Source organism: Burkholderia sp. BCC1644 (assembly GCF_902833225.1).
Classification (GTDB): domain Bacteria; phylum Pseudomonadota; class Gammaproteobacteria; order Burkholderiales; family Burkholderiaceae; genus Burkholderia.
On the sequence record NZ_CADFEI010000006.1, the window covers coordinates 109,124 to 134,785 of the forward strand.

A 25,662-nucleotide genomic window follows, 5' to 3' on the forward strand; every position below is an offset into this window, starting at 1 on the left:
TCTATCGATGCCGATAGACGACGCCGTCGCCCGGCGCCCGCACCGCATCGGCCGCATCGTCGAAGCGCGCGCGCGCCTGTGCGATCGGCTGCGTGTTCTTCTCGGCCCACATGACGAGCGCCATCACGGGCTCCAGCAGCGTTTCGCCGAGCGGCGTGAGCGCGTAGTCGACGCGTGGCGGAATCGTCGGGAACACCGTCCGCGTCACCAGGCCGTCGCGCTCCAGCCCGCGCAAGGTCAGCGTCAGCATGCGCTGCGAAACCCCGTCGATCACGCGTTTCAGTTCGTTGAAGCGCCGCGGCCCGTCGTTGAGCGTCGCGATGATGTAGAGGCTCCACTTGTCGCCGATCCGGTCGAGGATCTGGCGCGTCGTCTGGCATTCGTTGTCGCTGGGTCGGGGCATGGTGGCAGGTACATCGATGTGACTGAGGCACAACCCTGTGCGTTCTTGTGGCGTTCGGGCGCGAACCCTAGCATTCCACATGCATTTCGGTAACCGAGTTATCAAAAGTTACCAGGTGCTCATCTTAGCCCTGAAGGAGCGCTCATGAGCCGCATTCTGCTGATCACGTCCAGCCCCCGCACCGCCGACAGCGTGTCCACGCGCTTTGCGCACTACCTCGCGCGGCACCTCGCGGCGCGCGACGCCGACGACACGGTAACCGTTCGAGACCTGTCCTCCGATCCGCTGCCGCATATCGACGACGCATACATCGTCGGCCGCACGCTGCCGCCCGCGACACGCAGCGCGGAACAAGCCCGGGCCGTCGGGCTGGCGGAAACGCTGATCGACGAACTGCGCGCCGCCGACATCGTCGTGATCGGCTCCGCGATGACCAACTTCGGCCCGTCCACGCAGCTGCGCGCGTGGTTCGATCACGTGATCTGGCCGCAGGTCACGTTTCGCTATGACGAAAGCGGCGTCGCCGGAGCGCTGGAAGGCAAGAAGGTCTACCTGGTCACGGCCAGCGGCGGCGTCTTTTCCGAAGGCCCGTATGCCCCCTTCGACTACCAGTCCGGCTACCTGAAGCATCTGCTCGGGTTCATCGGCCTGACCGACGTTCGCGAAGTGCGCGTGGAAGGCACCGTATCGGACGCCAAAGCGGCGATCGCGAAGGCCGGACAGGAATTGCAAGCGCTGGTGGAACAGGCCGGCTGATACGAGGGCAGCGCCCGTCGATCGGGCGGCCGCTGCCGGCCGAGGCGGGCGCGCACGCTCGCGCCGGCATCGGTCAGCCGCTCGCGCGGCCCGGGCAGCAGCGCGAACGTCCTCGCTCAGTCGATCGCCTTCAGCGCATCCAGCCCGTCCGGCAGCTTCGCATCCGGGAACATCGTCGACAGCGTCGCATCGCGCCACCGCGCCGCTTCTTCCGCGCGCTGCGTTTCCGCCTGCTCGCACACGAACAGCGCATCGCCGCCGAGCAACAGACGCAGCGGCACGTCGTCGCGACGCGACAGGTCGACGATCAGCTTCGCGATCCGCACGGGATCGCTGATCTCCTGGCCGCCATACGCGCCAAGCAACTGGAGTATCGCGCCGACCGACGGCTGATAGTCGGGCAGCAGATCGTCGATGCCGCGCTTCGCCTCCGCCGCCCATTCGGTACGCATCCCGCCCGGCTCGAGCGTGCAGACCCGCACGCCGAACGGCGCGACTTCCTTCGCGAGCACATCACTGAAGCCGCCGACCGCCCACTTCGCCGCCTGATACGCGGACAATCCGGCCATCGACGTGCGCCCGCCGACCGACGACACCTGGAAGATGTGCCCCGCGCGCTGCGCACGCATGGTCGGCAGCACCGCGCGCGTCAGGTTGACCACGCCGAACAGGTTCGTTTCGATCTGGTCGCGGAAGTCGTCGGCGCCCATCTGCTCGAACGGTGCCGTATGGCCGTAACCCGCGTTGTTCACCAGTACATCGATACGGCCGAACGTCGCACGTGCCGTCGCGACCGCCCGCTCGGCCGCCGCTTCGTCGGTGACGTCGAGCGCGACCGGCAGCAGCCGGTCGCCATACCGCTCGACCAGATCGGCCAGCCGCGCGGGATCGCGTGCGCCGGCCACCAGCCGGTCGCCCGCCGCGAGAACCGCTTCCGAAATCGCTCGCCCCAGGCCGCGCGCGGCCCCCGTTACCAACCAGACTTTCGACATTTTCCACTCCTTGATCGTGGTGAAATCAAAAAAATGAATGATTACTCACTCATTAATGTGGGCGACGTACCGGTCCTTCATGACCTGCATCGCCCTGCCTAGCACTCACTTCCCGCCGCCGCGGCGCGCAACCGCACGCACCGCCACGGCGGCAATCCTTGACTCACACCGCGTGCAACACGGCCCACAATGCACGAAACCCGGATTCCCGGTACGCATCGGCCCGCGCCGGATCGCGCGCGATCGACTCCATCGCCGTTTCCGCGATCGACATGAACAGCGCCGCGCAGAACCCATACGCTTCGTCGCGGTTCAGCGCACCCGTCGCAGCAACCTGCTCGCGCAGCAATGCGTTGATTCCGCCGAAGCCTTCGGCGCCGGCCGCACGATGCGCGTCGTCGATACGCCCGCTCACGCCGAGCTGCTGCAGCGCGCGCCGCCCGTCCGGATTCGCGACGCCCCACGACACGTAGCCGTTCCACGCATGCCGCACGGCCTGCTCGACCGGCGCGTGCTCCGGAAACCCGCTCATCATCGCTTCGCGCATCCCGGCCTTCAGGCTCAGGTACAGCGCGTTCAGCAATGCATCCTTGGTCTCGAAGTACGTGAACACCGTGCCTTCCGCCACGCCGGCGAGCCGCGCGATGCGCGCGGTCGTCGCGGTCGCGCCGTCCTCGGCGAGCGCGCGGGCGGCGGCGGCGAGGATGGCTTCGTGCTTGTCGGGGCTGCGCGGTCGGGCCACGTTCGATTCCTTTAATGAGTGAGCGCTCAATCATAATAGAGCGAACATGTGGAATGCAAGCCCTGTTACATCCGGGGGAACGCATACGCAAACCGTCAAAACCGTGCACTATTAGCGTTTTCACGTACTGGTGCGTTCACGTATCGGCGCCCGGTGCCTCGACGTTCGTTTCACGTTCACCGTTTCAAACCGCGAACCTCCCATGACGAATCAGCCTACCCAGACCGCGGCCGACCGGCCTGTCGACATGATCATCTTCGGCGGCGGCGGCGACCTGGCCGCCCGCAAGCTGTTGCCCGCGCTGTACATGGCGCACCTGCACTGCAACCTTCCGCCCGAGACGCGCATCATCGCCGTCGGCCGCCGCGACTGGGGTATAGACGGCTATCGCGCGTTCATGGACGAGCAGTCGCGCCCCTTCATCGACGAGAAGGCGTTCGACGCCGACGCGTGGAGCCGCTTCCTCGATCTCTTCAAGTACGTGCTGATCGACGTGAACGCGCCGGAAGACTACCTGCGGCTCGCCGAAGCGGCGCGCGGCGATGCGATCCGCGTGTTCTACCTGTCGACGTCGCCGGAGCTGTTCACGACGATCTGCGACAACCTGTCGGCCGCGCACCTCGTCGACGCGCGCTCGCGCGTCGTCCTCGAGAAGCCGCTGGGCCACGATCTCGCATCGGCGAAGGCGATCAACAATGCGGTCGGCAAGCACTTCGAGGAATCGCAGATCTATCGGATCGACCACTATCTCGGCAAGGAAACCGTGCAGAACCTGATGGTCCTGCGCTTCGGCAACCCGATCTTCGGGCCGCTGTGGCAGGCGCCGAACATCCGCAGCGTGCAGATCACGGTGGCGGAAACGGTGGGCGTCGGCAGCCGCGCGGGCTTCTACGACCACACGGGCGCGCTGCGCGACATGGTGCAGAACCACCTGCTGCAGCTGCTGTGCATCGTCGCGATGGAGCCGCCCGTGTCGCTCGATCCGGACGCGGTGCGCGACGAGAAGCTGAAGGTGCTGCGCTCGCTGCGGCCGATGTCGCTGTCGGACGTCGCGCGCGACACCGTGCGCGGCCAGTACACGGCCGGCGCGGTCGACGGCCAGCCGGTGAAGGGTTATCTCGAGGAAGACAACGTGCCGGCGGAGAGCCGCGCGGAAACCTTCGTCGCGCTGCGCGCGCACATCAACAACTGGCGCTGGGCGAACGTGCCGTTCTTCCTGCGCACCGGCAAACGGCTGCAGCGCCGCCAGTCGGAAATCGTGGTCGAGTTCGCCGACATGCCGTTCTCGATCATCCCGACCGGCCCGCGTCATTACGGCAACCGCCTCGTGATCCAGCTCCAGCCCGAAGAGTCGATCCAGCTGCAGATGCTCGCGAAGGAACCGGGCAGCGGGATGAACATGGTGCCGGTCAACCTCAACCTCGACCTGCAGCAGGCGATTCCGGAGCGGCGCGCGGAAGCGTACGAACGGCTGCTGATCGACGTGATCCGCGGCCGCCTCACGCACTTCATGCGTCGCGACGAACTCGAAGCCGCCTGGACGTGGGTCGAGCCGATCCTCGACGGCTGGAAGCAGCTCGGCGACCGGCCGCGCCTGTACACGGCCGGCACGTTCGGGCCCGCCGCTTCGTCGGCGCTGCTCGCGCGCGACGGGATGTCCTGGGCCGAAGAGGCGTAACGGCTGCACGACGGCGTGCCGCCCGCGCGGCACGCCCGATCACCCGGGGTGTCGCCGGCCCCGTCTTCCCTGCGGGCCCGCGGCTACCGCGGCTCCATCCACGCGGCCTTGCGCCGCGCCGGCGCATCGCTGCTGCCGCTGCCGCCGCCCAGCACCTCGATCATGTAGTCGACGAACGACGCGATCCGCGACGAGATCGCGGTATTGCGGTAGTACACCGCATGGATCGGCTGCTCGACCTCGAGCGTGTGGCGCGCGAGCACCTGCACGAGCCGCCCCGCTTCGCGATCCTGCGCGGTCATGAAATCCGACAGGCAGACGACCCCCGCGCCCTCCAGCGCGAGTTGCCGCAGCGTCTCGCCGCTCGACGAACAGACGTCCGGCTCGATGCGGCACGCTTCGCCGTCGGTGCCGAGGATCGGCCACACGTTCAGCGATTCGGGCTGCGTGAAGCCGAGCAGCGCGTGCTTGTCGAGATCCTCGACCTTGCGCGGCTGGCCGTGCGCTTCGAGATACGCGGGGCTCGCGAGGATGCGCAGCCGGCTGTTGCCGATGCGCCGGCTGTGCAGCGTCGAATCCTTCAGCCGGCCGATCCGGATCGCGACGTCGGTGCGTCGCTCCAGCAGGTCGATGATGCCCTCGTTGCTGTTCAGCTCCAGCTCGACCTTCGGGAAGCGTTCGCGATAGCCGCGCACGAGCGGCACGATCACGTGCAGCATGAACGGCGTCGCGGCGTCGACGCGCAGCCGCCCCGACGGCATCTCGCGCCGCGCGAGCATCTGCTCCTCCGCGTTCTCGACCGATTCGATGATCGCGCGCGTGTCCTGCAGGAACGCACGCCCTTCCTCGGTCAGTTCGAGCCGGCGCGTGGTCCGGCGCAGCAGCGTGGTTTTCAGCTTCTCCTCGAGCCGCGCGAGCGTGCGGCTCGTCGCCGACACGGTGAGGTCGAGATGCTGGGCCGCGGCGGTGATCGAACCGGTGTCGACCACGGCGGCAAAGGCCTGGAGTTCGTCGAGCGTGATCTTCATTGTTGATCTGAAATCAAAACTATTTGGTTTATAGACCAGTTTTTCCGCAAAAGTAAAGCCGGCACACTGCGATCCATCCTTACTGGAACCTGGATCCCATCATGCCACTCGCCCTGCTCGCGCTGACCATCAGCGCCTTTGCCATCGGCACGACCGAATTCGTGATCGTCGGGCTGATCCCGACGATCGGCGCCGATCTCGGCGTCAGCCTGCCGTCGGCCGGCCTGCTCGTCAGCCTCTATGCACTGAGCGTCGCCATCGGCGCGCCGCTGCTCACCGCCCTCACCGGCCGCGTGCCGCGCAAGACGCTGCTCGCCGGGCTGATGGCGCTCTTCACCGTCGGCAACCTCGTCGCCTGGCAGGCGCCGAGCTACGAATCGCTGATCGTCGCGCGCGTCCTCACCGGCCTCGCGCACGGCGTGTTCTTCTCGGTCGGCTCGATCATCGCGACCACGCTCGTGCCGAAGGACAAGGCCGCCAGCGCGATCGCGACGATGTTCAGCGGGATGACCGTCGCGTTCGTCGCCGGCATTCCGCTCGGCACCTTCATCGGTCAGCACTTCGGCTGGCGCGCGACGTTCCTGATCGTCGCGCTGTTCGGCCTCGTCGCGTTCCTCGGCGCAGTCGCCTTCGTGCCGCGCGGGCTGCCGCAGACGCCGCCGGCGCCGCTCGCCCGCCAGCTGCGCGTGCTGGCCCAGCCGCGCCTGCTGCTCGTCTTCGCGATGACGGCCGTCGGCTACGGCGGCTCGCTGATCGCGTTCACGTACATGGCGCCGCTGCTCGAACAGATCGCCGGCTTCACGCCGTCGCAGGTCAGCCTCGTGCTCGTCGGCTACGGCGTGTCGGTCGCGTTCGGCAACGTGTGGGGCGGCAAGCTCGCGGACGCCGTCGGCCCCGTGAAGGCGCTCAAGCGGATCTTCCTGCTCCTCGCGATCGTGCTGCTCGCGCTGACCTTCACGATCCACGTGAAATGGCTCGCGGTGCTGACGATGCTCGCCTGGGGTGCGGTCGCGTTCGGCAACGTGCCGGGGCTGCAGGTGTACGTCGTCAAGCAGGCGCGCCACTTCGCGCCGGACGCCACCGACGTCGCATCGGGCTTCAACATCGCCGCCTTCAACCTCGGCGTGGCCGGCGGTTCGTCGCTCGGCGGCCTGATCGTCGCGAACGCCGGCCTCGGCCACACGCCGTGGATCGCCGCCGTCGTCACGCTCGGCGCATTCGCGCTCACCGCGCTGAGCGGCCGTCTCGACCACCGCCACGGGCTGCCGGAACGCACGGCCGAACCAGTCGAACTCGCCCATTGAACATCACTATTTGCAGGAGCCAACCAGCATGAACGCATCGACCCAACGTCCGCCGTTCGCCGGCAAGACTTTCGAAGTCCGTTACGACGGCCTCACCGCGCTCAACGCGTACGACGAAGACGGCCGCCACATGCGCTACGAGATCACCGAAGGCCCGTACGCGGGCGCGCAGGGTGAAGTCGAATACACGTGGCAGCCCGTCGCCGGCGACACCTACGCGATCTCGTGGCAGGAAGCCGACCGCGCGACGGTCGTGCACATCGACGATTTCGCCGCCGGCACGTCGCGCTCGTTCTTCACCGCGGCGTCGCTCGATTTCTACCGCCTCGAAGGCAGCCTGCGCGCGGTCTGAACGGAGCCCGACATGTCCACTTCACTCGACCAACTCGCCGACGGCGGCTTCAGCGTCGGCATCGAGCTGCCGCTCGACAACGACTGGTCGCCGGCCGGCGACGCGAAACGCCAGCAGCAGGGCCGCCGCCCCGGCGTGCCCGACCTGGAGATCCACGCGGAGCTCGCGCAGCTGGCCGACACGCTCGGCTTCCGCGCGCTCTGGGTGCGCGACGTGCCGGTGTACGACCCGTCGTTCGGCGACGCCGCGCAGGTGTTCGAAACGTTCTCGTATCTCGGCTACCTCGCCGGCATCACGAACGACATCCTGCTCGGCACGGCAGCCGTCGTGCTGCCGCTGCGCGAGCCGCTGCTGACGCTGAAATCGGCCGCGACGATCCAGGAGCTGAGCCGCGGGCGCCTGATGCTCGGCGTCGCGAGCGGCGACCGGCCGGTCGAATATCCGCTGTTCGGCCGCGACTTCGCGACGCGCGGCGCGAATTTCCGCGACCAGGTCGCGCTGCTGCGCGACGGCGCGCGCGGACACCTGCCGCCGGGCCTGGACGTGCTGCCGGCCGCCCGTTCGCCGGTGCCGCTGCTCGTCGCGGGTCTCGCGCAGCAGACGCCCGCGTGGATCGGCGAGCACATGGACGGCTGCCTCGCGTATCCGGGCACGCCTGCCGACCACGCGCAGCGCGCGGCGAACTGGCGCGCGGTGGCCGGCGACAAGCCATACGTGAGCTTCATCCACCTCGACCTCGCGGACGATCCGCACGAGCCGCTGCAGCGGCACCGCTTCGGCGCCCGTGCGGGCCGCCTCGCGCTGACGGAAGAACTCGCGGCGATGCGCGACGCGGGCGTACGGCACATCGGCCTGCATTTCCGCCGCAACCGCCGCCCGCTCGACGAGACGATGGCCGAGATCGCGTCGGACGTGCTGCCCGAATTCCATCCGAAGATGAACGCACAGACGCGCGCCGCATAAGGCCGGCAACGGCCTTCGGCGAGCCCGCGGCACGACCGATATTTGAATTTAAATCAAATATTTTTGACCTCTAAAGGCGTTTATCTCATCAGTCTCAAGCGCCAGAATGACTCCCATACCACAACCGTTCCACCTCCCCCAGGAGCACACGATGAGCAAGATTCCCGCATTCGGCCTCGGTACTTTCCGCCTGCAAGGCCAGGTTGTCATCGACTCGGTCCGCAATGGCCTCGACGTCGGCTACCGCGCGATCGATACCGCGCAGATCTACGGCAACGAAGCCGAAGTCGGTGAAGCGATCGCCGCTTCGGGCGTGCGCCGCGAAGACCTGTTCCTGACCACGAAGATCTGGGTCGACAACTACGCACCGGAAAAGCTGGCTGCAAGCCTGGAAGAAAGCCTGCGCAAGCTGCGCACCGACTATGTCGACCTGACGCTGATCCACTGGCCGGCCCCGGGCAACGGCGTGTCGATCCAGGCGTTCATGACCGCGCTGGCTGAAGCAAAGGCGAAGGGCCTCACGCGCCAGATCGGCATCTCGAACTTCAACATCGAACTGACGAAGGAAGCGATCGCGGCCGTCGGCAAGGATGCGATCGCGACGAACCAGATCGAACTGAGCCCGTACCTGCAGAACCGCAAGCTCGTCGAGTTCCTGAACGCCGAAGGCATCCACGTGACGTCGTACATGACGCTCGCGTACGGCAAGGTGCTCGGCGACCCGGTGATCGGCGCGATCGCGCAGCGTCACAACGCGACGCCGGCGCAAGTCGCACTGGCCTGGGCGCTGCAGCTCGGCTACTCGGTGATCCCGTCGTCGACGAAGCGCGAGAACCTCGCAAGCAACCTGCTCGCGCAGACGCTGCGCCTGACCGACGACGACATGGCGCAGATCGCCGCGCTCGAGCGCAACGGCCGCGAAGTCGACCCGGCCGGCCTCGCGCCGAAGTGGGACTAAGCGCCCCTCTTAACAGACCCGTCCGCGGCCAGCCGGCCGCGGCACCGACAGGACACCATCATGACCCAGGACCCGCTTTTCCAACCGCTGCAATTCGGCGCGCTGACGCTGCCGAACCGCATCGTGATGCCGCCGATGACGCGTTCGCGCGCGAGCCAGCCCGGCGACGAAGCCAACGAACTGATGGCCGCGTATTACGCGCAGCGCGCGAGTGCGGGCCTGATCGTCAGCGAAGGCACCTACATCGCGCCGCTCGGCAAGGGCTATGCATGGACGCCCGGCATTCACACGCCGTCGCAAGTCGCCGGCTGGCGCAAGGTGACGGACGCCGTGCATGCCGCGCACGGCCGCATCTTCGCGCAGCTGTGGCACGTCGGCCGCTTGAGCCACACGAGCCTGCTCGGCGGCGCGCAACCCGTCTCGTCGTCGCCGATCCAGGCGAAGGGCGTGAACGTGTTCGTCGCCGGTGAAGACGGCAGCACGCCGGGCTTCGTGCAGGCCTCCGAGCCGCGCGCACTGTCCGTCGACGAAATCCGCGAGATCGTCGACCAGTACCGCGCCGCCGCGCGCCACGCGATCGAGGCCGGCTTCGACGGCGTCGAGCTGCACGGCGCGAATGGCTACCTCGTGAACCAGTTCATCGATTCGAACGCGAACACGCGTACCGACCAATACGGCGGCTCACTGGAGAACCGACTGCGTTTCCTGCGCGAAGTCACGCAGGCGCTGATCGACGGCACCGGCGACGCATCGCGCGTCGGCATCCGCCTGGCGCCGCTGACCACGCTGAACGGCTGCGTCGACGACGATCCGGAAACGACCTACCTCGCGGCCGCGACGCTGCTCGGCGAACTCGGCGTCGGCTACCTGCACATCGCGGAAGCCGACTGGGACGACGCGCCGCTGATGCCGGTCGCCTTCAAGCAGCAACTGCGCGCCGCCTACCCGGGCGTGCTGATCTACGCCGGCGCGTACACCGCCGAGCGCGCACGCGAAGCGATCGCCGCCGGCTGGGCCGACCTCGTCGCCTTCGGCCGGCCGTTCGTCGCGAACCCCGACCTGCCCGAGCGCCTGCGCACCGGCGCCACGCTCGCGCCGCACGACCGCAACACGCTGTTCGGCGGCGGCGCCCAGGGCCTGACCGACTATCCGGCGCTCGCGCAAGCCGCGGCCTGAACGATTTACTGGAATCCAACATGAAAGCAACGCTCGCCCGGCTCGCACTCGCCGCGATCCTGCCGTTCGCGGCCGCGCAGGCGGCCCACGCCGCCCCGTCCGCACCGGCGGCCGACTGGTATCCATCCGCCTATGGCGCGAACGACGAAATCGGCGCGGCCAACCTGCTGACGCCCGACGTCGTCAAGCAGGCCGTCGGCCTCGTGAAGGCCGGCAAGACCTACCCGCTGGCCGTGCCGGTGGACAAGAACCTGCCGGCGTTCCGCCACCGCAGCTTCCGGCTGTACAACGTGCAGGTCGGCCAGCAGGCCGGCAAGAGCCTCGGCCCGAACAAGTTCACGTTCAACGACGAGCTCGTCAACGCGTGGACCGGCGTCGGCACGCAGCTCAACGGCATCGGCCACATCGGCATCGACAACGTGTACTACAACGGCAACCAGGCGGCCGATTTCGTGACCGTCGACGGCGTGAAGAAGCTCGGCGTCGAGAAGGTGCCGCCGATCGTCACGCGCGGCGTCGTGCTCGACATGACCGCCTACTACGGCAAGCCGATCGTGCCGGGCGGCACCGAGTTCACGGTCGCCGACATCCAGGCCGTGCTGAAGAAGCAGGGGCTGACGCTGCGCAAGGGCGACGTCGTGCTGTTCAACACCGGCTGGCTGGAGCTGATCGGCAAGGACAACAAGCAGTTCCTCGAAGTCGAGCCCGGCATCGGCATGGCAGCCGCGAAGTGGCTGGCCGACCAGGGGATCGTCGCGTTCGGCGGCGACACGTGGGCGTCGGAGGTCTATCCGAATCCGCACACGCAGGACGAATTCCCGATCAACCAGTACATGCTCGCGAAGCGCGGCATCTACAACCTGGAGCTGATCGACAGCCGTGCGCTGGTGCGCGACAAGGCGTGGGAATTCCTGTTCGTGCTCGGCCAGCCGCTGTACGTCGGCTCCACGCAGGTCAACATCAACCCGGTCGCGATCCGCTGATCGCGCATCCGCCCGCGACAATCGCGGCCGCTATCGCCGCGATTGTCATTTCCGAATTGCAGCCGGCGCATTCGGCGTCTAACGTTGACGGGATCGACTCCGCCCGACCGTCACCCGACCTGAAAGGACGCCCCGCCATGCCAAGCCGCTCCCCGACACGCGACATGCTGCTGGCCGTTGCGGCCGGTCTTTCCCTGGCGGCGTTCACCGCGCCCGCGCAGGCTGACGAGGCCGCCGGCCTCACGCCGCCGGCGCCGGCCACGCCGGTGCTGGCGACCACCGCGACCGGCGCGCAGATCTACTCGTGCGAATACGATGCCGACCACCGGCTCGCGTGGGCCTTCCAACGCCCGGAAGCGATGCTGTTCGACGGCAGCGGCACGCTCGTCGTGCGGCACGGCGCAGGGCCGTCGTGGGAAGCGCTGGACGGCAGCCGCATTACCGGCAAGAAACTCGCGGAAGCACCGAGCGCGAGCCCGGCCAGCATTCCGCAACTGCTGCTCGCGACGACGCCGGCCGCCACGGGCACGCTCGCCGGCGTGCGCTTCGTGCAACGGCTCGACACGGCGGGCGGCACGCCGCCGGCCACGACGTGTGCGACCGAGCATGCGGTCGGCCGCTTTCCGTACTTCGCGCGCTACGTGTTCCTGAAGTGACGTGCGCGGCTTCACCGGCACCGGGCGTCTTCGCGGTGCCTTCCCTCATGCCTCCACTCAGTCAGCCTTCCTGTTTTTCATGCGTGGGCGCGTGAAATCGTCGGCACCTGCGTTCCGCGCTGCTCGGCGTACCCGCATCGACAACTCGACGTCGCCGCCGAACGGCACCGACAGATAGCCGTGTTCCGGTGCGCGCACGTAAGCGAGGCAAGCGAGGTAATCGAGGCTGTATTCCGCGTTGTCGGCCGCGACGAACACCCCCGCCCTCAGGGGCGGTTCGACCAACGCCGGCATCTCCGGATACAGCGCCTTCGCACCGCCGAGCAACAACAGGTCGACCGCATCCGGAAGATCGGCGGCCAGCGTGCGCAGGCAGTGAGAGCCGCAGGCGACCGGGTCTTCCGCGCGTTCATGCGCGAAGCGTTGCCCGGCGTGCCCGGCACCACGCATGCGCTCGCCTGCGAGCTGATCAAGACGACCCTTACCTCGGGCGGCAAGGCGTTCTCCGAAACCGCGCGCACGCCGGCGGAAATCGACGCCAATCCGACCGCGATGGCCGACCTGTTCTGCGCGTACCTTGCACATCTCACGGGCGATCGACGCGACGAAGGCCGGAACGAGCGCGAGCGCAGCCGGCGCGCGGCACCGGTATCATCCGGGTGCCGCTGGCGCACGGCCGCGCATCGTGTCGCACGCCGCCGTTTTCACGCGCGTGCGCAGCCTCAATGAAAGATATTCGTAAGATTCAATGCCTCACCCGCTTCCGCCCTGCCCGCCGACCCCGCATTCAAATAGTCGCCTTAACGGATTCGAACTAGGCGTATACACGCGTGTCGTCGCAACGAAGCCCCGTTGCACGCCGATATAAGCGCTGCGACATGCGCTGCATGCTCTTCCCCCGATGGGACGTGATGGGCGGCTCGCCTAACCTTCGCTACGGCAAAGCACACGTGACGGGGTCGACCACACCACGCGTCGTCCGACGCGACACCCTCGCGATCGTTTCGATTCGCACGTAACGACACGCATCACGCGTCATTCGTCCCCACGACGTTGCCGACAAATCCCAACTAGATACGAGACACCCTGACGACGGCTCGCTACGGGCCGTTTCAGCATGCTGATAAAGGAGCAAGCTCATGAGTGATACCCCGGTGCAGCCGACGGTCGACGTCGGCTCGGCAGAAACGGACTTTGGCACCAAGGGAGTCATCGACCGGTACTTCGGCATTTCGTCGCGCGGCAGCACGCAGCGCACCGAGATCGTTGCCGGCGTCACCACCTTCCTCGCGATGGTCTATTCCGTGTTCGTCGTGCCCGGCATGTTCGGCAAGGCGGGCTTCGACACGAGCGCCGTGTTCGTCGCGGTCTGCCTCACCACCGCGTTCGGCTCGCTGTTGATGGGCCTGTGGGCGAAGCTGCCGATCGCGATCGGCTGCGCGATCTCGCTGACCGCGTTCACCGCGTTCGGCCTGGTCCTCGGCAAGGGCCTGCATCCGACGGTCGCGCTCGGCGCCGTGTTCCTGATGGGCCTCGTGTTCACGGGCATCTCGGTCACCGGCGTGCGTTCGTGGATCCTGCGCAACCTGCCCGCGGGCGTCGCGCACGGCACGGGCATCGGCATCGGCCTGTTCCTGCTGCTGATCGCGTCGAACGACGTCGGCCTCGTGATCAAGAACCCGGGCGCCGGCCTGCCGGTCTCGCTCGGCCAGATCACCGCACTCCCGGTCATCATGTCGGTCATCGGCCTCGCCGCGATCTTCGGCCTCGAGAAGCGTCGCGTGCCGGGCGGCATCCTGCTCGTCGTGATCGCGATCTCGATCTTCGGCCTGATCTTCGATCCGGCCGTGAAGTACCACGGCATCTTCGCGCTGCCGTCGCTGAGCGCACCGGGCCACGCATCGCTGATCGGCGCGATGGACATCAAGGGCGCCCTGTCGATGGCCGTGCTGCCGAGCGTGCTGGCGCTGGTGATGACCGCCGTGTTCGACGCGACCGGCACGATCCGCGCGGTCGCCGGGCAAGCCGGCCAGCTCGACGAGAACGGCCGCATCATCAACGGCGGCCGCGCGCTGACCGCCGATTCGATCAGCTCGATCTTCTCCGGTTTCCTCGGCGGCGCGCCGGCGGCGGCCTACATCGAGTCGAGCGTCGGCGTGGCCGCCGGCGCGAAGACGGGCCTCGCGGCCGCCGTCGTCGGCCTGCTGTTCCTCGTCGTGATGTTCTTCTCGCCGCTCGCGGGCCTCGTGCCGTCGTACGCCACCGCACCGGCGCTGATGTACGTCGGCCTGCTGATGCTCGGCAGCGTGAGCAAGCTGCACATGGACGACATGGTCGACGCGATGTCGGGCCTCGTGTGCGCGGTGTTCATCGTGCTGACCGCGAACATCGTGACGGGCATCATGCTCGGCTTCTCGACGCTCGTGATCGGCCGCATCGCCAGCGGCGAATTCCGCAAGCTCAACGTCGGCACCGTGCTCATCGCGGCCGTGCTCGTCACCTTCTATCTCGGCGGCTGGGCGATCTGACCGCGAGACATGCGCGACGTCGCCTGCAGAAGGGCGGCGCGCATCGGGACGACAACGTCTCCTCCACCATCATCGTTGATGGTCTCCAAGCCTGGGAACGCAAGTTTCCAGGCTTTTTTTGTGCGTGCGGCGCAGCATGATGCGCGTCGTCGCAACGGCGCGACGCAAATCCGCGCCCGGTGCTACGATCGCGCTTTTGCCCCTTCAGGAGCCGCGATGAACGCGCTCGGCATCGTCTCCGAATCGAGCACCCGGACCTCGGCGCGCAAGCCGCCGTTCATTCCGTCGTTCGGGTTTCACGAAGTGCATGAATCGCAGCCGATCGGCGCGCCGCCCGCGCGCATCATCGACGCCGTCGCGTCGCTCGACATGCGCGCCGATCCCGTCATCGACGCGCTGATGATGGTGCGCGAATTCCCGGCCGCCGTCGCCGGCGCGCTTCGCAACGGGCCGGTCCGCCCCGAACGCGCACGCTTCGGCTTCGACTCGTTCACGCTGCTCCATCGCGACGACACGTCGCTGTCGCTCGGCCTCGTCGGCCGCTTCTGGCGTCCGACACCCGACGTGCGAACGATCGCCGATGCAACGGCCTTCGTGCGCCACGACGACCCGCTCGATGCGAAGCTGGTGCTGCGCTTCGAGGTCGTCGGGCTCGCATCGGGTGCGCACATGCTGCGCACCGAAACCTTCGTTCATTGCCCGAGCGCACGGGCGCGCTGGCTGTTCACGCCGTACTGGCTCACGATCCGGCTGGGAAGCGGCTGGATCCGGCGCCGGACGCTGGCGGCGGTCGAGATGGCGCTGGCTTAGGCGCACGCCGTCGGAACGGCTTGATCACGGCCAGCCCGACGACGAGCGCCGTCGCAGCCACGACCGCGACCGCTGCCGGCCCGAGCCACGGTGTCGGCACGACGACGAGATCGTCGCGCTCCATGCGCCGCAGCGCGCCGTGCAGCGCCGTGCAGCGCCGACAGCGCGACAGCGCGGCAGGGCGGCAGGGCGGCAGCGCCGACAGCGCGGCAGCGACCGCAAGCTTCACCGACAGCCACGCCACGCCGAACCAGTAACCGCGCAGCGCGATCGCGATCCCCGTGATCCAGACGATCGCGAGGGCAGGCGCCGTCGCCGTGCGATCCCGGCGCTGCACCGCGCGATGCACGACGAGGTTCGCGATCCTGAAGCATCGAACCGCTGCCCCCTTTCGCGCCAACCGGACCTGACCGATGACCCGCATCCGCAACCCCCTGAACATCGCGCAGCTCCAGGCGTTCGTCTCCGCCGCGCACCTCAAGAGCCTGCGCGCCGCCGCGCGCGAACTCGGCGTCACGCAGCCCGCGATCACGCACACGATCCGCGAACTCGAAACGGCGCTCAATGCGGAGCTGCTCGCGCGCAGCGTGCGCGGCGTCGAGCTGACCGCGTGCGGTCAGGCGCTGCTGCCGCGCGCCGAGCAACTGCTCGGCGACATTCGCCGCACGGTCGAGGCCGTCGAGCACGTGAAAGGCGAGATGTCGGGGCGCGTCGCGGTCGGCACGATGCCGTCGATCGCGCTGACCGCGCTGCCGCATGCGGTCACGGCGTTCCGCCAGTCGATGCCGAACGTGAGCCTGCATCTGGTGGAAGTGACGGTGCCCGACGCGCTCGCGCAGTTGCGCAACGGCACGCTCGACATCGCTGCAATGCACCATGTGCCCGCGCTCGACCGCGATTTCACGCAATCGCCGCTGCTGTCGACCGAATTCACGATCGTGATGCGCGACGGCCACCCGCTCGCGCATGCGCGCCGTCTGGAGGAACTGCTCGATGCCGAGTGGATCGTCACCGTCGGCGCCGAGCAGTTTCCGCACAGCGTGATGGTCGGGATGTTCGAGGCGCACGGGCTGCCGCTGCCGAAACGTTTGCTGCGCTCGCCGATGTCGTTCGCGGTGACGCTCGGGCTCGTCGCGCGCTCGGACGTGATCGGCTGCTTCACGCGCCCGCTGGCCGAGATGGTCGCGCCGCTCGGCATCCGCACGGCCGAACTCGACGAAAGCATGCCGCGCTTCGACCTGTCGATCATCGCGCGGCGCGACCTGCTGCCCACGCCCGCCGTCACGCAATTCGTCACGTGCCTGCAGCGCGCGGTCAACGAAACGCTCGGCTGAATCGTTCCTGTGTCTGAAACGGCGGCGCCCGCAACGCACCGCCGCCGGGCCCGGTATCGGGGCTTGTCCTAGGCGCCCTGCCGGTATTTTGTCTTGATAATCTTGCGCACGTCGCGCGCCCGCATCGGGTGGGCGAAACGGACAGTCCGACGCGAAGCCGCGGCGGGCCGAAGGCTTACGGCGCGGCACAACCGCGCACCCATCGAACAAAACGAGGAGTCACCTGGTGAAAAAGATTCTTGCGGCTGTGACCGTTGCCCTGCTCGCCGTATCGGCTGGCGGCGCGTATGCGAAGGACTGGTCGACCGTGCGGTTCGGCGTCGACGCAAGCTACCCGCCTTTCGAATCGAAAGGCGCTGACGGCAAGGTTGTGGGTTTCGACGTCGATCTCGGCAACGAAATCTGCCGCCGCATGAACGCTAAGTGCGTGTGGATCGAAAACGACTTCGACGGGATGATCCCGGCGCTGAAGGCCCGCAAGTTCGACGGCGTGCTGTCGTCGATGTCGATGACGCCGGCGCGTCAGGAACAGATCGCCTTCTCGGCGAAGCTGTTCAACACGCCGACGCGCCTCGTCACGAAGAAGGGCACGGGCCTGATGCCGACGGCTGAATCGCTGAAGGGCAAGTCGGTCGGCGTCGAGCAGGGCACGATCCAGGAAACCTACGCGAAGACGTACTGGGCCTCGAAGGGCGTGAACGTCGTGCCTTACCAGAACCAGGACCAGGTCTACGCCGACCTGATCTCGGGCCGTCTGGACGGCGCGCTGCAAGACGCGGTGCAGGCCGAGATCGGCTTCCTGAAGACGCCGCGCGGCGCGAACTTCGATTTCGCCGGCAAGGATATCGACGATCCGAAGACGCTCGGCAACGGCGCCGGCATCGGCCTGCGCAAGGAAGACGCCGACCTGAAGTCGAAGATCGACGGCGCGATCGCCGGCATGCGCAAGGACGGCACGTACGACAAGATCGCGAAGAAGTACTTCGATTTCGACGTCTACGGCAAGTAATACGGCCAGCCGGCGCACCACGCGCCGCAACCGAACGGGCTCCGCGAGGAGCCCGTTTTTTTTGCGCGCGCGGCGGGCGCAACGTTATTTTTTCCGTGCCAACCTGATGATTCTCAACGGAAAACGGCATGCTCTGGCGCCGGTTTGATGGCGGTGAGGAAGGCAACGTACAATCGATCTTCCACGCACACCGGATCATTCGCGGCTGCGCCGCACTCCCCTCATCATGCAAACGCAGACCCATCCGCTGATTTCCCCCGCCGTCGGTACCGAACGCCAGATCACGAGCTTCCACTACGGCCCGCGCGGCGGCAAGAAGGTCTACATCCAGTCGTCGCTGCACGCGGACGAACTGCCCGGCATGCTAGTCGCCACGCTGCTGCGCCGCAAGATCGCCGCGCTCGAGACGGCCGGCAAGCTGCGCGGCGAAGTCGTGATCGTGCCCGTGCCGAACCCGATCGGCCTGTCGCAACACGTATTCGGCGATCACCTCGGCCGCTTCGAGCTCGGCTCGATGCAGAACTTCAACCGCAATTTCTACGATCTCGCGGCGCTGGTGCTGCCGCGCGTCGAACACCACCTCACGAACGACGCGCAGCGCAACCTCGTCGCCGTGCGCGCCGCGATGCGCGAAGCGCTCGACGAGCAGAAGCCGCGCACCGAGCTCGATTCGCAGCGCCTCGCGCTGCAGAAGTTGTCGTTCGACGCCGATATCGTGCTCGACCTGCATTGCGACAGCGATGCGGTGATGCACCTCTACACGAATCCCGACCTGTGGCCGGACGTCGAGCCGCTGTCGCGCTATCTCGACGCACAGGCGTCGCTGCTCGCGCTGAATTCGGTCGGCAATCCGTTCGACGAAATCCACAGCTTCTGCTGGTCGGATCTGCGCAACCGCTTCGGCGACCGCTTCCCGATCCCGAACGGCGCGATTTCCGTCACGGTCGAACTGCGCAGCGAACGCGACGTGTCGTACGAGCTCGCCGAAAAGGACGCGCAGGCGATCGTCGAATACCTGACCGAGCGCGGCGTCGTCGACGGCACGCCGGCGCCGCTGCCGCCGCTCGCGCATCCGGCCACGCCGCTCGCGGGCACCGATCCGCTCGTCGCCCCCGTATCGGGCGTGATCGTGTTCCGCACGCCGGTCGGCGCGATGATCGAGGTTGGCCAGGCCGTGGCCGACATCGTCGACCCGCTGACCGATCGCGTCGTCACGCTGAAGAGCAGCGTATCGGGCGTGCTGTACGCGCGCCAGATCGTGCGCTTCGCGACGGCCGGCATGGAAGTCGCGCGAATCGCCGGCGCGACCGCGATCCGCACGGGCTCGCTGCTGTCGGCCTGAGCGGCCGGCCCGCGCGCCGGGGCACGGCGCGTACTGCGCGCTCCCCGCACGCACCAACGAAATCGCCCGCTTGCGCGGGCGATTTGCTTTCCGGAGGGTGCGTCGGCGGCCGGCGATCGGCCGCCGGACGTTTAGCGTGAGACCGCTCAGAATGCCGGCACGATCGCGCCACCGAATTTCTGGTCGATGAACTTGCGCACGTCGTCCGATTCATAGGCCGCGACGAGCTTCTTCACCCACGGCTTGTCCTTGTCCTGCGCACGCACGGCGATCAGGTTCGCATACGGCCCGCGCAGGTCCTCGATCGCGATCGCATCCTTCACCGGCGTGAGCCCCGCCTTCACCGCGTAGTCGGTGTTGATCGACGCGGCGTCGACATCGGGCAGCGCGCGCGGCAACTGCGCGGAGTCGAGTTCGACGATCTTGATCTTCTTCGGGTTCTCCGCGACGTCGAGCGGCGTCGCATTCACGCCGTTCGTGCCGACGCCCGGCTTCAGCTTGATCACGCCGTATTTCTGCAGCAGCAGCAGCGCGCGGTTGCCGTTCGACGGATCGTTCTGGATCCCGACCTTCGCGCCCACCGGCAAATCCTTCAGCGACTTGATCTTCTTCGAATAGAAGCCCATCGGCGCCGTATAGGTGAGCCCGACGTTCACGATCTTGTAGCCGCGCTGCTTGATCTGGCTGTCGAGGAACGGCTGGTGCTGGAAGCCGTTCGCGTCCAGATCGCCGGAATCGAGCGCCGCGTTCGGCTGCACGTAGTCGTTGAATTCGATGACCTTGATCGCGAGCCCTTCGCGCGCGGCGACCTTCGTCACCTCGGTCCAGATCTGCGCATCGGGGCCGCTCATCGTGCCGATCTTCAGCGTTTGCGAATCGGCGTGCGCGCCGGGCGCCGCGAATGCCAGCGCTGCGGCGAGCGCGCCGAGGCCGGTCAGGAATGAACGTCGCATGGTGTCCTCTTGTCCCGTGTCGTTTGTTGGAACACGGATCGTGGCATGGGGCCCGAACGCGACCAACCAAGCTTATTTCATGTGCATATTCCTGATTCCGATCGAATCTCAGTCTGAATCGGTATAACCACCGGCTATACAAGCGGGCAGAATTTAGGGCCTGCTTGCATATGGAACGTACATGCGAATGCCCGAAATCGCTCGCAGGGCAAGAAGTGAGGAGCGCCGTTTGGCCGCGCCAAACAAGCGACGAGCGACGCCGCCATGCGGGCGATTTCGGGCATTCCCGTGGATTGAATTTTTAGTTTGGGGTTGCCACGAGAACGGCCGCTCGCCGCGTTGCGCTCCTTGCGAATACACAAGTATTCGCGGCGTCACGCGCCTCGCGAGCGGCCGTTCTCGTGGCAACGCATGCACGTTCCATATGCAAGCAGGCCCTAATGTCGCATCGACGCCACACATTCTTCATATGACAGTCGCTGTCATATTCATTACGTGGCCTCTCGATAAAGTTGCGTCCGGTACGTGAAAGCGCCCACAGAGAGCGCCGGAACCGCAACTGGACACGCCATTTATTCGCTCGGAGAATCCTTTGAACAAGAAACTGTTGACCATCGCCGCCCTGGCAGCAACGGCCGGCACGGCGCACGCACAAAGCAGCGTGACGCTGTACGGCGTCATCGATGCCGGTATCAGCTACGTGAACCACAGCAAGACCGCCAACGGCGGCTCGGGCAAGCTGTTCAAGTATGACGACGGCGTTGCCCAGGGCAGCCGTTGGGGCCTGCGCGGCACCGAAGACCTCGGTGGCGGCCTGAAGGCGATCTTCGTGCTCGAAAACGGCTTCAACAGCGGCAACGGCACGCTCGGCCAGGGTGGCGCGATCTTCGGCCGCCAGGCTTACGTCGGCCTGAGCCAGTCGCAATACGGCACGGTCACGTTCGGCCGCCAGTACTCGTTCTCGACCGACATCCTCGGTTCGAACTACTCGACGGGTGGCAACACGGTCGCGGGTAACTACGCGTACCACGTGAACGACATCGACCAGCTCACGTCGAGCCGCATCAACAACGCCGTGAAATTCCAGAGCGCGAACTACTCGGGCTTCACGTTCGGCGCGTTGTACGGCTTCTCGAACTCGACGGACTTCGCCGGCGCAGCCGCGACGACGTCGGGCACGACGACGACCGCAGGCTCGTCGCGCGCATACAGCTTCGGCCTGAACTACGCGAACGGCCCGCTGTCGGTCGGCGCAGCGTACACGGACATCCGCTTCCCGAGCCAGTCGTCGCCGGCATTCTCGACGACGATCGCGAACATCAGCACGGGCAACGTCCGCGACCTGCGTACGTACGGCGTCGGTGGCCGTTACGTGTGGGGCCCGGCAACGGCATGGCTGCTGTGGACGCGTACGCAGTTCTCGACGGTGTCGGGCGCGGGCGGCACGTTCTACAACGCGTACGAAGCAGGCGCGAAGTACGCGTTCACGCCGGCTCTGTCGGGCGGCCTCGGCTACACGTACACGAACGCGACGCAGAGCGGCAACTCGTGGCACTGGAACCAGGTCAACGGTATCGCCGACTACGCACTCAGCAAGCGTACGGACGTGTACGGCCTGGTCGTGTACCAGCAAGCTTCGGGCAAGGGCGTGCAAGCGCAGATCGGCTCGAGCACGAGCTACTTCAACACGTCGGGCACGGGTTCGAAGAACCAGATCGCCGCACGTATCGGTATCCGTCACAAGTTCTAAAGCATCCGCTTAACTCGCGGATCACGACGGCAAGAAGCGCCCCGCTCCACGCGGGGCGCTTTTTTATGTGCTTTTAAGTTTCGCTTAATTCTGGGCTGAGAGGATGCTCTCACCCCCCCTGTTGGCCGCCTGAGCATCGGCGGCTTTTTTTTTAGACACGCCGACGGCGCCACCATCGATTGCCCACAAGACAGGATCGGAGGCCATGATGATCGAAGATACCGTTTTCAGCCATCTGCACGCGATTCTGACGTGCCAACACTCGATGCCGGTCCAGAGTTGCCGCGTATCGGTCGAAATGCAGCGTCCATGGGGCCGCCCGTATCGTCTCGTCGAATGGACGATGCATCTCGACGCGCCCGCGCGGCGCCAGATCGTGCCGGCCGAATCGACCGACGAAGAGATCGCCGAGGTCGTCGCCTCGCACATGCCGGGCCGGCTTTACGGCGACGGCCGGCTGCAGTTCTGAACGCGTTCCCCCGCCACCCGCTTCCCGTCTTTCGGCCATGCCGCACGCGTCGTGCGGCAGTCGGTCTCGTTTGACGCGGCAACGAAACCTGCTACGCTGCGCGTTTTCGTCCACGCAACACACGATGGAAAACGCATTCAACGAACGTGGCGTCATGGTCACGCGCAACGGCCTGTCGGCCGCCGGGCAGGTATTCGCACTGCGTGACATCCGCCACGTCGATGTCGTCAAGATTCCGAAGAACCGCCTCGTTCCGTCGCTGATCTCGCTGATCGGCGCGGCCATCGCCGTCGCAGGCGGCATCGGCGCATCGAGCGCCGCGCTCGTCGTCGGCGTGATGCTCGCCGTCGTCGGCTACCTCGCCTGGGCCACGCAAGACGTCACGTACCGACTGATGGTCGAGATGCCCGACGGCAAGCGCGAAGCGCTGTCGAGCACCGACGCCGAGTTCGTCGAACGCGTCGCGCAGGTCGTGCGCGATGCGCAGGCCGCCAAGAGCGCCAGTACCGCCAGCTGATTCCGTGCTCCCGGCTGCACGCGTTGATTCGCGGCTGCGGCGGTACGCACGCGGCGCGTTTCGGCGCGTGCGTGCGGGTGCCTCGTCGAATCGTATTCCCGCGCGTCATCTCCCGTCCCGCACCTGCGCTGCGACCGCCGACCGCCTAGTATGGAAAGAGCGGCTCGCCGCCGCATCGTCCGAGGAGGCCAGCATGAACGCTCAATCGCTGTCCGGCATGCTTCGCGCGCAGGAGCTGCTGATCGTGTCGATGATCCGCGCGCTTCCCCCTGACGCACGACGTGCGCTCGTCGACCTTTACACCGAGCAGATCGTCTTCGCCGAACAGGCGGGCCTCGATATTCACAGCGATCGCGCGACGCACGACGCGTTCATCTCGCATGCGCGCAACCTGCTGATCCGCATCGAAGCGCTGGCCTGACCGGCCCGCACATTTCTCCCGAAATTCCCGCCGCGGCTCGCACGAGCCGCGCAGGCGAGCGCTCACTCACGCGCACCGCGTTTCGTTCTTGTATTGATAATAATTCTCATTTACACTGGTAAAGTTGTCAGTTGCCTTTCAATTTGCCGTTTGCCGCCTGTCGCGCGCGAACGGGCCAGCCAGGTGAACGCGTCACCCAGCCAGCCTTCGGGCTTGTTATCGTCAATGGGAGACCACCTGTGCATTGCTATACGCTGGCGCGGCGGCCGATCTGTGCCGCGCTGTTCGGCGCGTTCGGCCTGTCCGCCGCCACGGCTCACGCCGATTCGTCGCCGCAAGGCGCCACCCCGCCTTCCACCGTCCTCGTCGCCGCGTCTCCACGCGGCGATGCGGCGCTGCTCGACCCCGTCACCGTCACGGCCACCCGTACGGCCAGCGCTGTGAGCCGCACGGCGGCGTCCGTGTCGGTGATCACCGACGAGGATATCGAGGAACAGCAGGCCACCAACATCAAGGACGCGCTGCGCTACGAGCCGGGCATCACGGTGCGCCGCACCGCGTACCGGCCAGGCAGCGCCGCGCTCGGCGGCGGCCGCGACGGCGATTCGAGCATCAACATCCGCGGCCTCGAAGGCAATCGCGTGCTGCTGATGGAAGACGGCATCCGCCTGCCGAACGCGTTTTCGTTCGGCCCGCTCGAAGCGGGGCGCGGCGACTACGCCGATCTCGACACGCTCAAGCGCATCGAGATCCTGCTCGGCCCGGCGTCGGCGCTGTACGGCAGCGACGGCCTGACCGGCGCGGTGAACTTCATCACGAAGGATCCGCGCGACCTGCTGTCGATCTACAACAAGCCTTACTACTTCTCGTTCCGGCCGAGCTACGACTCGACCGACCGCAGCGTCGGCGCGACCGTGTCGGCCGCGGGCGGCAACGATCGCATCCAGGGGATGATCATCGCCGACGGCCGGCGCGGCCACGAAGTCGACACGCGCGGCAGCAACAACTCGGCGAGCACGCTGCGCACCACGTCGAATCCGCAGGACGTCTACTCGGAATCGCTGCTCGGCAAGCTCGTGCTGACGCCCACCACGCGCGACACGATCAAGTTCACTGCGGAAACGGTGCAGCGGCGCGTAAGCACCGATGTGCTGTCGGCGATCAATCCGCCGAACACGCTCGGCCTCACGACGAACGACCGGCTCGAGCGCAACCGCTTCAGCGTCGACTACGACTTCCGCGACGACGCGTTCCGCTGGTTCCAGACCGCGCACGTGCAGTTCTACTACCAGGACGCGAAGCAGGACCAGTACGCGTTCGAGACGCGCGGCGCGCCGCTGAAATCGCGTTCGCGCGACAACCAGTACAAGGAACGCACGTTCGGCGGCTCCGCGTTCGCCGAAAGCGGCTTCGCGACCGGCCCGTTCGCGCACAAGCTGCTGTACGGCGTCGACGGCAGCCTGTCGCGCGTGACGAACCTGCGCGACGGCACGGTGCCGGGCGTGGGCGAGGCGTTCCCGAACAAGGCGTTCCCCGACACCGACTACACGCTGTTCGGCGCGTTCGTGCAGGACCAGATCGGCTACGGCCGCCTGCTCGTCACGCCGGGCCTGCGCTTCGACACGTACCGGCTGAGCCCGACCGAAAACGATCCGCTGTTCACCGGCAAGGCCGTGTCGACGAGCGCGAACGAACTGTCGCCCCGCGTCGCCGTGCTCTACGAGATCACGCCGGCGGTCATTCCGTACGTGCAGTACGCGCACGGCTTCCGCGCACCGACGCCCGACCAGGTGAACAGCAGCTTCTCGAACCCGGTGTACGGCTACACGTCGATCGGCAATCCGAACCTGAAGCCCGAGACGAGCGACACGTTCGAAGCCGGCCTGCGCGGCAAGGCCGGCACCGGCTACGGCGTGGTGCGCTACAGCGCGGCCGCGTTTACGGGTCGCTACCGCAACTTCATCTCGCGCACGACGATCGCCGGCAGCGGCCGGCCGGCCGACCCGTTCGTGTTCCAGTACGTGAACTTCGCCGATGCGCGCATTCACGGCCTCGAAGGCCGCGCCGAATGGGTGATGCCCAACGGCATCACGCTGAAGACGGCGATGGCGTTCACGAAGGGCTCGACGCAGAACAACGGCGCGGCCAGCCAGCCGCTGAACACCGTCAACCCGTTCTCCGCCGTGTTCGGCGTGCGCTATGAGCCGACCGAACGCTGGTACGTGCAGACCGACCTGCTGTTCCAGGCCGCGAAACGCGACAAGGACATCGACAAGTCCGACTGCTCGAACAAGGCCTGCTTCACGCCGCCGTCGTCGTTCGTCGTCGACCTGCGCGGCGGTTACCGCTTCAACAAGCACGTGAGCGCGACGATCGGCATCCGCAACCTGTTCGACCGCAAGTACTGGAACTGGTCGGACGTGCGCGGCATCGCGGCCGATTCTCAGGTGCTCGATGCGTATTCGTCGCCCGGCCGCACGGTCGCCGTCAGCATGAAAGTGGATTTCTGATGCGCGCCGCCCGCGCAACCACCCCAAC

General features: G+C 66.9%; 24 protein-coding genes and 3 pseudogenes. 20 read left to right on the forward strand and 7 right to left on the reverse strand.

The window, feature by feature from the left end:
• Position 1: 1 nt before the first annotated feature.
• Positions 2 to 403, reverse strand: coding sequence for a helix-turn-helix domain-containing protein (locus tag HWX87_RS13680; RefSeq protein ID WP_208456530.1), 402 nt, complete (start codon positions 401 to 403; stop codon positions 2 to 4).
• Positions 404 to 547: 144 nt separating this feature from the next.
• Between HWX87_RS13680 and HWX87_RS13685 the strand changes: the two genes are divergently transcribed.
• On the forward strand, positions 548 to 1,159 hold the full coding sequence (locus tag HWX87_RS13685; protein ID WP_176047602.1) for an NAD(P)H-dependent oxidoreductase: 612 nt from the start codon (positions 548 to 550) through the stop codon (positions 1,157 to 1,159).
• Positions 1,160 to 1,275: 116 nt separating this feature from the next.
• On the opposite strand, the gene HWX87_RS13690 is transcribed toward HWX87_RS13685, so the two are convergent.
• Both HWX87_RS13690 and HWX87_RS13695 read right to left on the reverse strand, forming a co-directional pair.
• Entirely contained in the window at positions 1,276 to 2,151 is an 876-nt protein-coding gene (locus HWX87_RS13690) for an SDR family NAD(P)-dependent oxidoreductase (protein ID WP_176047603.1), read from the reverse strand.
• 163 nt (positions 2,152 to 2,314) lie between these two features.
• Positions 2,315 to 2,893: a TetR/AcrR family transcriptional regulator gene (locus tag HWX87_RS13695; RefSeq protein WP_176047604.1), complete on the reverse strand. Its 579-nt coding sequence runs from the start codon at positions 2,891 to 2,893 to the stop codon at positions 2,315 to 2,317.
• 202 nt (positions 2,894 to 3,095) lie between these two features.
• Between HWX87_RS13695 and zwf the strand changes: the two genes are divergently transcribed.
• Positions 3,096 to 4,571, forward strand: coding sequence for a glucose-6-phosphate dehydrogenase (zwf, locus tag HWX87_RS13700; RefSeq protein WP_176047605.1), 1,476 nt, complete (start codon positions 3,096 to 3,098; stop codon positions 4,569 to 4,571).
• An 83-nt stretch (positions 4,572 to 4,654) separates the two neighbouring features.
• On the opposite strand, the gene HWX87_RS13705 is transcribed toward zwf, so the two are convergent.
• Positions 4,655 to 5,599: a LysR family transcriptional regulator gene (locus HWX87_RS13705; protein WP_176047606.1), complete on the reverse strand. Its 945-nt coding sequence runs from the start codon at positions 5,597 to 5,599 to the stop codon at positions 4,655 to 4,657.
• Positions 5,600 to 5,700: 101 nt separating this feature from the next.
• On the opposite strand from HWX87_RS13705, the gene HWX87_RS13710 reads away from it, so the two are divergent.
• The 7 genes from HWX87_RS13710 to HWX87_RS13740 all read left to right on the forward strand — a co-directional run bounded on the left by HWX87_RS13710 (position 5,701) and on the right by HWX87_RS13740 (position 11,991).
• Positions 5,701 to 6,903: an MFS transporter gene (locus HWX87_RS13710; protein ID WP_176047607.1), complete on the forward strand. Its 1,203-nt coding sequence runs from the start codon at positions 5,701 to 5,703 to the stop codon at positions 6,901 to 6,903.
• Positions 6,904 to 6,931: 28 nt separating this feature from the next.
• Positions 6,932 to 7,255, forward strand: coding sequence for an adenylate cyclase (locus HWX87_RS13715; protein WP_176047608.1), 324 nt, complete (start codon positions 6,932 to 6,934; stop codon positions 7,253 to 7,255).
• Between the two features lie 12 nt (positions 7,256 to 7,267).
• Positions 7,268 to 8,218 (forward strand): LLM class oxidoreductase, encoded by a 951-nt coding sequence (locus HWX87_RS13720; RefSeq protein ID WP_176047609.1) that lies wholly within the window; start codon positions 7,268 to 7,270, stop codon positions 8,216 to 8,218.
• A gap of 151 nt (positions 8,219 to 8,369) precedes the next feature.
• Entirely contained in the window at positions 8,370 to 9,176 is an 807-nt protein-coding gene (gene dkgB, locus HWX87_RS13725; RefSeq protein ID WP_176047610.1) for a 2,5-didehydrogluconate reductase DkgB, read from the forward strand.
• 60 nt (positions 9,177 to 9,236) lie between these two features.
• Positions 9,237 to 10,352, forward strand: coding sequence for an alkene reductase (locus HWX87_RS13730; RefSeq protein WP_176047611.1), 1,116 nt, complete (start codon positions 9,237 to 9,239; stop codon positions 10,350 to 10,352).
• Positions 10,353 to 10,372: 20 nt separating this feature from the next.
• A complete protein-coding gene (locus tag HWX87_RS13735; protein WP_176047612.1) occupies positions 10,373 to 11,335 on the forward strand; it encodes a cyclase family protein in 963 nt (320 codons plus the stop codon).
• Between the two features lie 137 nt (positions 11,336 to 11,472).
• Positions 11,473 to 11,991 carry a DUF3455 domain-containing protein gene (locus HWX87_RS13740; RefSeq protein ID WP_176047613.1) on the forward strand — a complete coding sequence of 173 codons (519 nt, stop codon included), beginning with the start codon at positions 11,473 to 11,475 and terminating at the stop codon, positions 11,989 to 11,991.
• 126 nt (positions 11,992 to 12,117) lie between these two features.
• Here the strand turns inward: HWX87_RS13740 and HWX87_RS38005 are convergent.
• Positions 12,118 to 12,363, reverse strand: a pseudogene (locus tag HWX87_RS38005) (O-methyltransferase); the annotation flags it as partial.
• On the opposite strand from HWX87_RS38005, the pseudogene HWX87_RS38010 reads away from it, so the two are divergent.
• From HWX87_RS38010 to HWX87_RS13755, 3 genes and pseudogenes are all read left to right on the forward strand, one after another.
• Positions 12,358 to 12,588, forward strand: a pseudogene (locus tag HWX87_RS38010) (TetR/AcrR family transcriptional regulator); the annotation flags it as partial. The pseudogenes HWX87_RS38005 and HWX87_RS38010 sit on opposite strands and share 6 nt — an antisense overlap.
• A 542-nt stretch (positions 12,589 to 13,130) precedes the next feature.
• Positions 13,131 to 14,519, forward strand: coding sequence for an NCS2 family permease (locus tag HWX87_RS13750; protein ID WP_176047614.1), 1,389 nt, complete (start codon positions 13,131 to 13,133; stop codon positions 14,517 to 14,519).
• A gap of 216 nt (positions 14,520 to 14,735) precedes the next feature.
• Positions 14,736 to 15,329 (forward strand): hypothetical protein, encoded by a 594-nt coding sequence (locus HWX87_RS13755; protein ID WP_176047615.1) that lies wholly within the window; start codon positions 14,736 to 14,738, stop codon positions 15,327 to 15,329.
• A 13-nt stretch (positions 15,330 to 15,342) separates the two neighbouring features.
• Here HWX87_RS13755 and HWX87_RS13760 read toward each other — a convergent pair.
• Positions 15,343 to 15,696, reverse strand: a pseudogene (locus tag HWX87_RS13760) (hypothetical protein); the annotation flags it as partial.
• A 46-nt stretch (positions 15,697 to 15,742) separates the two neighbouring features.
• Here HWX87_RS13760 and HWX87_RS13765 point away from each other — a divergent pair.
• The 3 genes from HWX87_RS13765 to HWX87_RS13775 all read left to right on the forward strand — a co-directional run bounded on the left by HWX87_RS13765 (position 15,743) and on the right by HWX87_RS13775 (position 19,014).
• Positions 15,743 to 16,663, forward strand: coding sequence for a LysR substrate-binding domain-containing protein (locus tag HWX87_RS13765; RefSeq protein ID WP_176047616.1), 921 nt, complete (start codon positions 15,743 to 15,745; stop codon positions 16,661 to 16,663).
• Positions 16,664 to 16,889: 226 nt separating this feature from the next.
• Complete coding sequence (locus HWX87_RS13770) at positions 16,890 to 17,672, forward strand: ABC transporter substrate-binding protein (protein ID WP_176047617.1); 783 nt, start codon at positions 16,890 to 16,892, stop codon at positions 17,670 to 17,672.
• A 226-nt stretch (positions 17,673 to 17,898) separates the two neighbouring features.
• Entirely contained in the window at positions 17,899 to 19,014 is a 1,116-nt protein-coding gene (locus HWX87_RS13775) for a succinylglutamate desuccinylase/aspartoacylase family protein (protein ID WP_176047618.1), read from the forward strand.
• Between the two features lie 146 nt (positions 19,015 to 19,160).
• On the opposite strand, the gene HWX87_RS13780 is transcribed toward HWX87_RS13775, so the two are convergent.
• Positions 19,161 to 19,967, reverse strand: a complete 807-nt coding sequence (locus tag HWX87_RS13780) for a MetQ/NlpA family lipoprotein (protein WP_176047619.1) — start codon at positions 19,965 to 19,967, stop codon at positions 19,161 to 19,163.
• A gap of 592 nt (positions 19,968 to 20,559) precedes the next feature.
• Between HWX87_RS13780 and HWX87_RS13785 the strand changes: the two genes are divergently transcribed.
• The 5 genes from HWX87_RS13785 to HWX87_RS13805 all read left to right on the forward strand — a co-directional run bounded on the left by HWX87_RS13785 (position 20,560) and on the right by HWX87_RS13805 (position 25,634).
• Entirely contained in the window at positions 20,560 to 21,717 is a 1,158-nt protein-coding gene (locus HWX87_RS13785; protein ID WP_176047620.1) for a porin, read from the forward strand.
• Positions 21,718 to 21,925: 208 nt separating this feature from the next.
• A complete protein-coding gene (locus tag HWX87_RS13790) occupies positions 21,926 to 22,186 on the forward strand; it encodes a DUF2866 domain-containing protein (protein ID WP_176047859.1) in 261 nt (86 codons plus the stop codon).
• A gap of 124 nt (positions 22,187 to 22,310) precedes the next feature.
• Entirely contained in the window at positions 22,311 to 22,703 is a 393-nt protein-coding gene (locus tag HWX87_RS13795; RefSeq protein ID WP_176047621.1) for a DUF6232 family protein, read from the forward strand.
• Between the two features lie 193 nt (positions 22,704 to 22,896).
• Positions 22,897 to 23,124 (forward strand): hypothetical protein, encoded by a 228-nt coding sequence (locus HWX87_RS13800; RefSeq protein ID WP_176047622.1) that lies wholly within the window; start codon positions 22,897 to 22,899, stop codon positions 23,122 to 23,124.
• 239 nt (positions 23,125 to 23,363) lie between these two features.
• A complete protein-coding gene (locus HWX87_RS13805) occupies positions 23,364 to 25,634 on the forward strand; it encodes a TonB-dependent hemoglobin/transferrin/lactoferrin family receptor (RefSeq protein ID WP_176047623.1) in 2,271 nt (756 codons plus the stop codon).
• Positions 25,635 to 25,662 lie beyond the last annotated feature (28 nt).